The 8912-nt window shown below is 46.7% G+C and carries 8 protein-coding genes; 7 read left to right on the top strand and 1 reads right to left on the bottom strand.

The window, feature by feature from the left end:
- Positions 1-391 precede the first annotated feature (391 nt).
- The 7 genes from C5684_RS04450 to C5684_RS04420 all read left to right on the top strand — a co-directional run bounded on the left by C5684_RS04450 (position 392) and on the right by C5684_RS04420 (position 7586).
- On the top strand, positions 392-1594 hold the full coding sequence (locus tag C5684_RS04450; RefSeq protein WP_006018171.1) for a hydrogenase small subunit: 1203 nt from the start codon (positions 392-394) through the stop codon (positions 1592-1594).
- The gene (locus tag C5684_RS04445) at positions 1587-3338 is read left to right on the top strand and encodes a nickel-dependent hydrogenase large subunit (RefSeq protein WP_104639530.1); all 1752 of its coding nucleotides are present in this window, start codon (positions 1587-1589) and stop codon (positions 3336-3338) included. The genes C5684_RS04450 and C5684_RS04445 overlap by 8 nt, the downstream gene beginning before the upstream one ends.
- Complete coding sequence (cybH, locus tag C5684_RS04440; RefSeq protein ID WP_104639529.1) at positions 3325-4002, top strand: Ni/Fe-hydrogenase, b-type cytochrome subunit; 678 nt, start codon at positions 3325-3327, stop codon at positions 4000-4002. Before C5684_RS04445 ends, cybH begins: the two co-directional genes overlap by 14 nt.
- A complete protein-coding gene (locus C5684_RS04435; RefSeq protein ID WP_104639528.1) occupies positions 3999-4538 on the top strand; it encodes a HyaD/HybD family hydrogenase maturation endopeptidase in 540 nt (179 codons plus the stop codon). The genes cybH and C5684_RS04435 overlap by 4 nt, the downstream gene beginning before the upstream one ends.
- Positions 4539-6053, top strand: a complete 1515-nt coding sequence (locus C5684_RS04430; protein WP_104639527.1) for a protein hydE — start codon at positions 4539-4541, stop codon at positions 6051-6053.
- Between the two features lie 61 nt (positions 6054-6114).
- On the top strand, positions 6115-7029 hold the full coding sequence (locus tag C5684_RS04425) for an SAM-dependent methyltransferase (RefSeq protein ID WP_193365351.1): 915 nt from the start codon (positions 6115-6117) through the stop codon (positions 7027-7029).
- Positions 7030-7034: 5 nt separating this feature from the next.
- Positions 7035-7586, top strand: coding sequence for a restriction endonuclease (locus C5684_RS04420; protein ID WP_407645766.1), 552 nt, complete (start codon positions 7035-7037; stop codon positions 7584-7586).
- A gap of 113 nt (positions 7587-7699) precedes the next feature.
- Here C5684_RS04420 and C5684_RS04415 read toward each other — a convergent pair whose 3' ends face one another.
- Positions 7700-8554 carry an outer membrane protein gene (locus tag C5684_RS04415; protein WP_104639526.1) on the bottom strand — a complete coding sequence of 285 codons (855 nt, stop codon included), beginning with the start codon at positions 8552-8554 and terminating at the stop codon, positions 7700-7702.
- Positions 8555-8912 lie beyond the last annotated feature (358 nt).

Here is an 8912-nt window from a genome sequence, read left to right as displayed (position 1 = left end):
GGCAGAGTCTCGCCTTTAGTCAAGCCTTGAGAGTGGATAATCTTTGAGGCTTCCTTACCCTTTTGGGCAAGATGCCCATGCCCAAACCCTAACTTGGGCTTGTAGATTGGTTGAAAGTCTCTACAAGGGGGTTCAAGCAAGGATTTGGCATTCTTGCTTGCGGGGTTTAACGCACTGCCATGTGGGTGGGGTATTAATCTGCAAGTCAGAGGGCTTAATGGCAGTTCCGCCCGATTCTAATATATCAGACGCGCCAGCAACTTCTCCACCGCTAAACCCCGTTTGGATTTGATGTTGTATTTGATGGTCATTTTTGTGCTATTTTAGAAAGTTAAGGGTTGCGTGTCTTAGCTAGAGTATAATTAAGGTTATCTCAACGAAAGGAATTTCCATGCAAGACTCCCATGAACGCACTCTCTTTGATCAGATTTCGCAGCGGCTCGAAACGCTCACGAATTTGGAGGCTAACCGCCCTGATAAAAATATCCATGAGGAATTAGCCAAGCAGGGCTTGGAAAGACGCGACTTTATGAAGTGGGTGAGTGCCATGACAGCCACTTTAGCCCTACCGGCTAGCTTTGTGCCCTTAACCGCTAAAGCTGTTGAGATGGCCAATCGCCTCCCAGTCATTTGGCTACACATGGCAGAATGCACAGGGTGTAGTGAAAGTCTCCTTAGGAGCGAAGACCCCAGCATTGATAGCGTGATCTTTGATTACATCAACCTAGAATACCACGAGACGATTATGGTGGCTAGCGGACACCAAGCAGAGCACAACTTGGAACAAGCGATCCAAAAGCACAAGGGGAACTATATTTTGCTGGTGGAGGGGGGGATTCCCCAAGGCACAGAGTATTTTTTAACCATTGGGAGCGAGGGGCGCACGGGGGCACAAGAGTGTGTCCATGCCGCCAAATATGCCAAAGCCATTTTAGCCATTGGGACATGTTCGAGCTTTGGGGGCGTGCAGGCAGCTTACCCCAACCCCTCTAATGCACAGGCTTTAAGCAAGATCATCAGCCAGCCCATTATCAATGTGCCCGGCTGTCCGCCTAGTGAAAAAAACATTGTGGGCAATGTGCTCTATTTGCTCATGTTTGGCACAGCCCCCAGATTAGACGCCTATAACCGCCCCACTTGGGCTTATGGGCACCGGATACACGACCAATGCGAACGCAGGGGGCATTTTGATGCGGGCGAGTTTGTCCAGCATTTTGGGGATGAGAATGCCAAAAATGGCTTTTGTCTTTACAAAGTGGGTTGCAAGGGGCCTTATACATTTAATAATTGCTCCAAGTTGCGTTTTAACTCCCATACAAATTGGCCTATTGGGGCTGGGCATGGCTGTATTGGGTGCTCTGAACCCAATTTTTGGGACACCATGAGCCCTTTTGAAGAACCCATCTCAAACCGCTTGATCACGCCTCTTACCAGTGCTTTTGGGGGGGTGGGGGCTGATAGGGTGGCAGATAGTGTGGGCATTGTGGCTCTGAGTGCTAGTGCAATTGGCATTGCGATGCATGCGGTGATCTCAGGGTTAGCCAAAAATAAAGATCAATCCGATGGAGATGCAACAAGGAGTTCGCATGGCTAAGAAAATCATTGTCGATCCCATCACCCGCATTGAGGGGCATTTGCGCATTGAGGTGATCGTAGATGATCACAATGTGATCACCGATGCGTTTTCTTCTTCCACCCTCTTTAGGGGGCTAGAAACCATCATTAAAAACCGCGACCCACGCGATGCGGGCTTTATCGCCCAACGCATTTGTGGAGTCTGCACTTACTCACACTACAAAGCCGGCATTAGTGCAGTTGAGGACGCTTTGGGGATTGTGCCCCCTTATAACGCCCAGTTGGTGCGTTCCTTGATGAATATTGCGCTCTTGTTGCACGACCATGTGGTGCATTTTTACACCTTGCATGGGCTGGATTGGTGCGATCTGCTGGGCGCGCTCAAAGCCGACCCCAAAAAGGCTAGCCAAATTGCCTTCCAATACAGCGATTACCCTTTGGGCACGGGGGAGGATGAGCTTAAAGAAGTGCAAAAACGCGTGGGGGATTTTGCCAAACAGGGGGCGTTGGGTCCCTTTGCCAATGGCTATTATGGGCATAAAACCTACCATCTCAGTCCCGAGCAAAATCTCATTGTGCTCTCCCACTATTTGAGATTGCTGGGTATCCAAAGAGAGGCAGCTAAGATGACCGCCATTTTTGGGGCCAAACAGCCCCACCCGCAGAGTTTGACCGTGGGCGGGATCACTTCTGTTATGGATGTGCTAGACCCCACCCGTTTGGGCGAATGGAAAAGCAAATTTGAGATCGTAAAAGATTTTGTGCAACGGGCTTATTATCCGGATATTGTGATGGCAGCTAACATGTTCAATCAAGAGGACAGCGTGCTCAAAGGCTGTGGGCTTAAAAATTTCATCGCCCATGAGGAGATTTTATTGAGCCGGGGCAAGTATTTGTTGAGCTCTGGGGTGGTGCTCAATGGGGATTTGGGCACTTTGCACCCCATTGATGAAAACCTCATCAAAGAGGAGGTTACGCATTCATGGTATCAATATGATCATGATGCCGTGGCTTTACACCCCTATGATGGGGAGACCACCCCCCATTATACCGGCTTTAAAGAGGGGCAGAGTGTGGGACCAGATGGTAAAATGACCGCCAGTAAGGTTTTGGACACGCAGGGCAAATACTCTTGGATCAAATCCCCCCGCTATAATGGCTTGCCTATGGAGGTGGGGCCTTTGGCATCGCTAGTTATAGGGTTAGCGGCTAAAAATCCCCACACAACCAAAGTCGCCCACCAATTCTTAAAAGACACCCAATTACCCATCGAGGCGATTTTCAGCACTTTGGGGCGCACCGCCGCGCGTTGCTTAGAGTCCAAGATTTTAGTCGAAAATGGCTTGCAAACTTGGGATTCTTTGGTGGAGAACCTCAAATCCGATCAGAGCACATGCGCACCATATGTGATCGACAAAAACAAAGAATACAAGGGGCGTTATATCGGGCAAGTGCCAAGAGGCATGTTGAGCCACTGGGTGCGGATCAAAAATGGGGTGGTCGCCAATTACCAAGCGGTCGTCCCCTCTACTTGGAATGGGGGGGCTAGAGATGCTCAGGGGCAAAGGGGACCCTATGAGATGAGCTTGATTGGCACTAAAATTGCGGATTTAACCCAACCCCTAGAGATCATCCGCACAATCCACTCCTTTGATCCCTGCATTGCATGCTCGGTGCATGTGATGGATTTAAAAGGGACTCAGTTAGGGGAATTTAAAGTCCAACCCAGTTTTATCAAGGGGGCACACCATGCCAAAGAATAGTTACCACGCCTACCAAGAGTTTTCCGGCTTTGTGCGTTTGTTTCACTGGATGCGTGCCTTTGCCATCTTTTTTTTAGTGGGGAGTGGGTTTTACATCGCCTATCCCTTTTTACAGCCCAGTTCCAGTGTTTATAGTGGCATGTATTTTTTGCAAGCCTATATCCGCAGCGTGCATATCATGTTGGGCTTTATCCTCATTGCCATCTCTCTTTTTAGGTGCTATCTCTTCTTTTTTGATCGCAAAAGCGGTGCAGAACGCTCATCGGCTAAAAATATAGGGAATCTAAATGCGTGGATCAAGCAGCTCAAGGTGTATTTTTGGATCGGCAAGGCACAGGGTGGCGCAGGGGCTTACAATCCCCTCCAATTCATTGCCTATTTGGGCTTGTGTATCTTATTGGTCCTCATTTCTCTAAGCGGGGTGGTGCTCTACTACAATGTCTATCACAATGGCTTAGGCGCGTTTTTAGCCCCCTTGTTTAAGTGGTTTGAGGTGTTGTGTGGGGGGCTTTCCAATGTGCGTTATATCCACCACCTTGCCACTTGGGGGATCATCCTCTTTGTGCCCGTGCATGTTTATATGGTGGTTTTCCACTCCATCAGGTTCCCCGATGGGGGGGCTGATAGCATGATTAGTGGCATGCGTTATGTCAAGGATCGATGAAAATCCTGATCTTGGGCATTGGCAATATTTTATTGGGCGATGAGGGGGTGGGGGTGCATTTGGCTAACTTCTTGGCGTGTAATTACCGCTTTGGGGGCACACACGATGTGGAATGCATGGACGGGGGGACTATGGCGCAGGCATTAATCCCTTGGATTGTGGAATGCGATCGCCTCTTGCTTTTGGATTGTGTGAGCGTGGCGGGGGCGCAAGTGGGCGATCTCTATTGTTTTGACTTCCAACAAATCCCCCAAGACATCACTTGGGCGGGGAGCGCGCATGAGGTGGAGATGTTGCAAACCTTGAAACTCACCACCTTGATGGGCGATTTGCCCCCCACCACTATCATTGGTCTGGTCCCCTCTATTTTGCAAGACAATACTAGTTTTGATCTCAGCCCTCCCATGCTCAAGGGGGCACACCTAGCCATACAAAAGGCTTTGGAGATTTTAACCCAATGGGGCGTGAGCGCCACTCCCAAACCCACAATCAAGAGCCTAGAGGCAATTACCCAAACTTCTTATAGGATGGTCTGAATGGAAAACTTTGTTTTTAAATTTGAATCGGTTGGGGAATTAGGCATACAAGTGGGGGCGTTATTTATGGATTTTTTAAGCGCGCATGCACACGCACAAGGCTTATCCTATGCCATAGCCCCAGAGGCTTTCTACTTGCAAGCCACGCCAGAGCAAGCCCAAAGCTTTGCTGATTTTTTAAGCCAACACCTGCCCCTAGCACTCAGTTTTAAATTTGTGGGCGTGGAGGTAACCGGGGAAACCCCAGAGTTTAACGCCTCCCCCAAAATTGCCCCCCCTATAGATGTGCTAGAGGAACGCCATGCCCTAGAGCAAGGCAATTTAGATGGGATTGGAGAAGTCATTTATGAGCAAAAACCTTGCTTGGATTCTGCAGAAATCACACATGCTTTTTGCGGCATTTTAGATCGCCTCCAGCAAAAACAACATGTGATCGTGAAGACCTCTAGGGGGATTTACACCCTCTCTTGCACCCCCCTAGAAAACTCCAGCGTGCTCTTTATGGATTTGGCAAGCATCCTCTCTTTAACCCGTTTGGATTCAAGAAGCGCACAGGCACTCTGCACCCTAGAGAAACCCCAACTTGTAGCGGTCCTCAAAGAGGTCTTTGTATCAGATTTTCAGAGTCTAGAGATTTACGCCCAATTACCCTATGATTTTGGGCTTGCCATCTTGGCACACTTGGGGCTCAAGCGGGACATCTCTTATTTGTTCATGGCATCCAGCCCCAATACCCCGCATTTGAGCTACACCACAAAAGCCCCGAGTTTCCCCAATCAAATTTTCAGTGTTGCCAAAAATGGACTCTTATTGCCCCATGCCCGCACGCATGCCAACCCCACCTTAGAATTTGTGCGTCAAGAAGCCCCCAAAGAGCCCCACTTGGTCTTGTATTTGAATTTTGAACGCCCCACTTGCTGTTGGGTCTATGATGGGGTGTATAAAGAATTATTACGCTGGCAAGTGCCCACCTCTCCTAGCACATTGCTCCAAGAAGTGCAGAAAAATGCCAAGGGGCGTAAGCTCTATGCCAATTACCAAAAAGCCTACCCGGAGTTATGCGCCCGCCTAGAACAAAGCCCCACCACAGAGCCAAGCCATAATCTCTTGGACTTCTTGGCTGGTTTGCTCCAAGTTTTGGGCATGAGTGAGGCGCATGACCCCTATGTGCTCTTCAATCAAGCCAAAAGCTTTTTACGCACCAAGGGACCCTATGTTGATTTTAAACTGGCTAAAGACCCCCCCAATCTCAACCCCGCCCCCACGCTTAGAAGTGCGATGAGTTATGTCTTAGGGGGCACGGACGCACCCACCATGTGCTTTGGTATCCTCGACTCTTTGGCGCAATTTTTAGGCAATCTCATCTATGACACACATACCCAATTCCATTGCAACCATGTCTATTTGTGTGGGGAAGTGTTTTTACAAAAAGTCTTTTTGGATCTCTGCATGGAATATTTCCCCAAAGAATGCACCCCCATCTTCCCCCTCAAACACATGGATTACCTAGCCTAGAGAATACGCCCTAAAATCAGCCAAAATAGGCTAAAATGTGCCATTTTCGGAGGTTGATGCCATGGATTTGAGGTATGTTAATGGGGCTCAGATGAAGAGGAATGCCAAAAATCGCTTGGATGCCTATTTTACCAAACCTGAGATCGCCCAAAAGTTATTGGCTAAAGCCAAGGAAGTGATTAGCCAGTATGAGGCTTTGGAGCAATACACTTGGCTTGAACCCAGTGTGGGAGATGGTTGCTTTTACACCCTTTTGCCAGAAGCTAAAATTGGCATTGACATTAGCCCAAGCAAGTTTGGCACCATACAAGCCAATTATTTAGATTTTACCCTACCCTCTAGACCCCTAATTGTCATCGGCAATCCCCCATTTGGACACCGCGGGGTGCTGGCATTAGAATTTATCAACCACTCTAAAGAGGCTGATTTTGTCTGTTTCATTTTGCCCATGTTTTTCCAAAGTCTGGGGAAGGGGTCTGTGCGTTATCGCGTGCGTGGTCTGCACCTGCTCTATGAAGAGAGTTTGCCCAAAAATTCTTTTTATCTGAGCGATGGGAGGGAAAAAGATGTGCATTGTTGTTTCCAGATTTGGAGCAAAAACCACCAAAACAACACAGAGGAATTTAGCTGGTACCGCCAAAAAGAAAAGCGCGAACCTTTTAGCAGCATTGTCAAAGTGGTTACCGTGTCCTTAGCCAAAAATAGAGAATGTGGCAAGGAGTGGATTTTTAACAAAAAGGCAAATTTTTACCTCTCCAGCACATTTTTTAAAGAAAACGCCGTTGTGAGAGATTTTGCCCATGTCAAGTATAAAAGCGGGATCGCCATCATTTATACGCCAAATGCGCCCAAAGAAAAACTAGACACGCTGTTCTTAAACGCCGATTGGATCAAGTATAGTTCGCTAGCCACAAATGGTTGTAGGCACATTGGGAAATCCCATATTTTTAGACTTTTGCAAGATGGAGGTTTATGATGTCATTGGATTTTAACCAAGTTTTGTTAAACCTGGTGGAGAAAAAATACGAGGAAATCGAAAGCAAGCGGAGGAGTGGCATTTTTGAAAAAATTTTGCGTTTTGAGGGGAATGCTATAGGTCAAATCGGAGAGAGTTTTATGAAGGAAGTGTTCGAGCTGTTGGGTTTGCCCCTAGACCCGTGCAATAAAGAGATTATTCATGATGAATATGATCTGCTCTCCAAGGGCAAGAAAGTGGAAATCAAGACGGCTCGAAAGGGTCTCAACAATAATAATTTCCAATTCAATGGGATTAATCCCAAATACAACTACGATTATATTATTTTGTTGGGCATCACGGTTGAGAGCGTGCATTACTATATTATTGACAAAAAACAAGACTATATCTATAAACACAAGGAACGCAAAGAGGTGATTCGCATCCACAATAAAGAAAAACAGCTGGTGGCCATGAATCCGGGTAACCAAGCCAATTATAAACTCACTCTCACCCTCAGCGATCTAAAACCCATCACAAGTTTTGAAAAGGATTTACGGGCTTACTTTTGTGGGTGATGCCATTAGAGAGATTTTGCCAAAGCCTCTATGTGGGCTTTGCATGCTGCAGGGCTTTTTAAAAACGATAAAATTAAGCCCTTGTGTGGTCCTTACAGCCTACTCAAAACCTCTTAAAAACTGATCACATAGTTGATAAAGGCGACTACATCGCGTCTAAGAATGAGGGCATCATTCACCTTGATTTTAGCGATCATCCCTTCTGAAAAAGCGCCCTTGCTGGCATAGTTAAGGTCGTTGATGGTGGGGATACGGATACCCATTTCAATGCCCTGGTGTTTGGTAAAATTAAGTCTAAACCCTAGATTAACGATGACCTGCACAAAGGCTGGCGAAAAAGAGGATTTAATCCCGGGATAATACTTGTTATTGATGTGCACTTGTTCTTGAAAAAACTTGTTTGTAGGCACACAGCCCCCAATAGGTCCCCCACGGCTATAAATCGTGGTTCCGATGCACTGCTGGCTTTGACCCATTGACCAAGAACTCCACCCAACCATCACGCCCACAAAAACACCAAAAGAACGCTTATCGTTACCATAGAAGTTGTGGAGCATATCCATACCACCGCCATAAAAAAAGTTATAGCCGGGTTGATTTTTGATGATGAATTTAGAATCAGAATTGCCACTATAGACAGAATTAGCATCCCCTGCTTGCCCGCTAAAAAAGCCGTAAAAACGCAACCCAAAGCGTTTTGTTTGGCCAAAGAAAAGCTTGAAACCCGCTTGGAGATCTCCCCCAAAAAGATTGCCGCGGTAAGGATTTGTGGCTTTAATAGTCGAACCGGGGAAACCCGGTATTGTGTATTGGATTGTTGTGTCTTGTTTAAAAGCACCCGAGGCGTATGAATATTGGAACCCTCCGCCTATAAATACACCGCTCTTCTCCGCATTCAAGGGGAGTAACACAAAGAATCCCACAACACTTGGTAAAAGCGTGTTGACAAGTTTCTGTTTAACAGCCATATTTTCCCCTTTAAGGTGGGTTAATCCAAAAAAACTAGAAACCATCCCCACACCCCCAAATGCCCTAAAATCGATTTAGGGGTCATTCTAGCACATAATACAAGGCTTTTGGCAAAAAACTGGCTACCCAAGGGGGAAATAGATATGCTTGATAACTTTTTGGTTTATATGTTAAGTATTTTTTAAGACAAATGAGATTAGATTATTCCAAAAAAGGGACAGATGCTACCCCTTTTTAGGAGGGGCTTCATTTCACCCAAAATAAGGAATTACATGCATACCTATGGTAGTTTGACTATCGAGAACTTGATTATCGAGCACTTGGTGATTAAGAATTTAACCATCAGTGATTTAAAAG

The organism is Helicobacter bizzozeronii, from assembly GCF_900196775.1.
Classification (GTDB): Bacteria; Campylobacterota; Campylobacteria; order Campylobacterales; family Helicobacteraceae; genus Helicobacter; species Helicobacter bizzozeronii.
This window is presented reverse-complemented; position numbering and strand designations above follow the sequence as displayed.

What these genes read in the sequence shown, in the direction of transcription:
- cybH (WP_104639529.1), top strand. Translation starts at nt 3,325, where the DNA reads ATGCCAAAGAATAGTTACCACGCCTACCAAGAGTTTTCCGGCTTTGTG.
- C5684_RS04445 (WP_104639530.1), top strand. Translation starts at nt 1,587, where the DNA reads ATGGCTAAGAAAATCATTGTCGATCCCATCACCCGCATTGAGGGGCAT.
- C5684_RS04450 (WP_006018171.1), top strand. Translation starts at nt 392, where the DNA reads ATGCAAGACTCCCATGAACGCACTCTCTTTGATCAGATTTCGCAGCGG.
- C5684_RS04425 (WP_193365351.1), top strand. Translation starts at nt 6,115, where the DNA reads ATGGATTTGAGGTATGTTAATGGGGCTCAGATGAAGAGGAATGCCAAA.
- C5684_RS04435 (WP_104639528.1), top strand. Translation starts at nt 3,999, where the DNA reads ATGAAAATCCTGATCTTGGGCATTGGCAATATTTTATTGGGCGATGAG.
- C5684_RS04415 (WP_104639526.1), bottom strand. Translation starts at nt 8,554, where the DNA reads ATGGCTGTTAAACAGAAACTTGTCAACACGCTTTTACCAAGTGTTGTG.
- C5684_RS04430 (WP_104639527.1), top strand. Translation starts at nt 4,539, where the DNA reads ATGGAAAACTTTGTTTTTAAATTTGAATCGGTTGGGGAATTAGGCATA.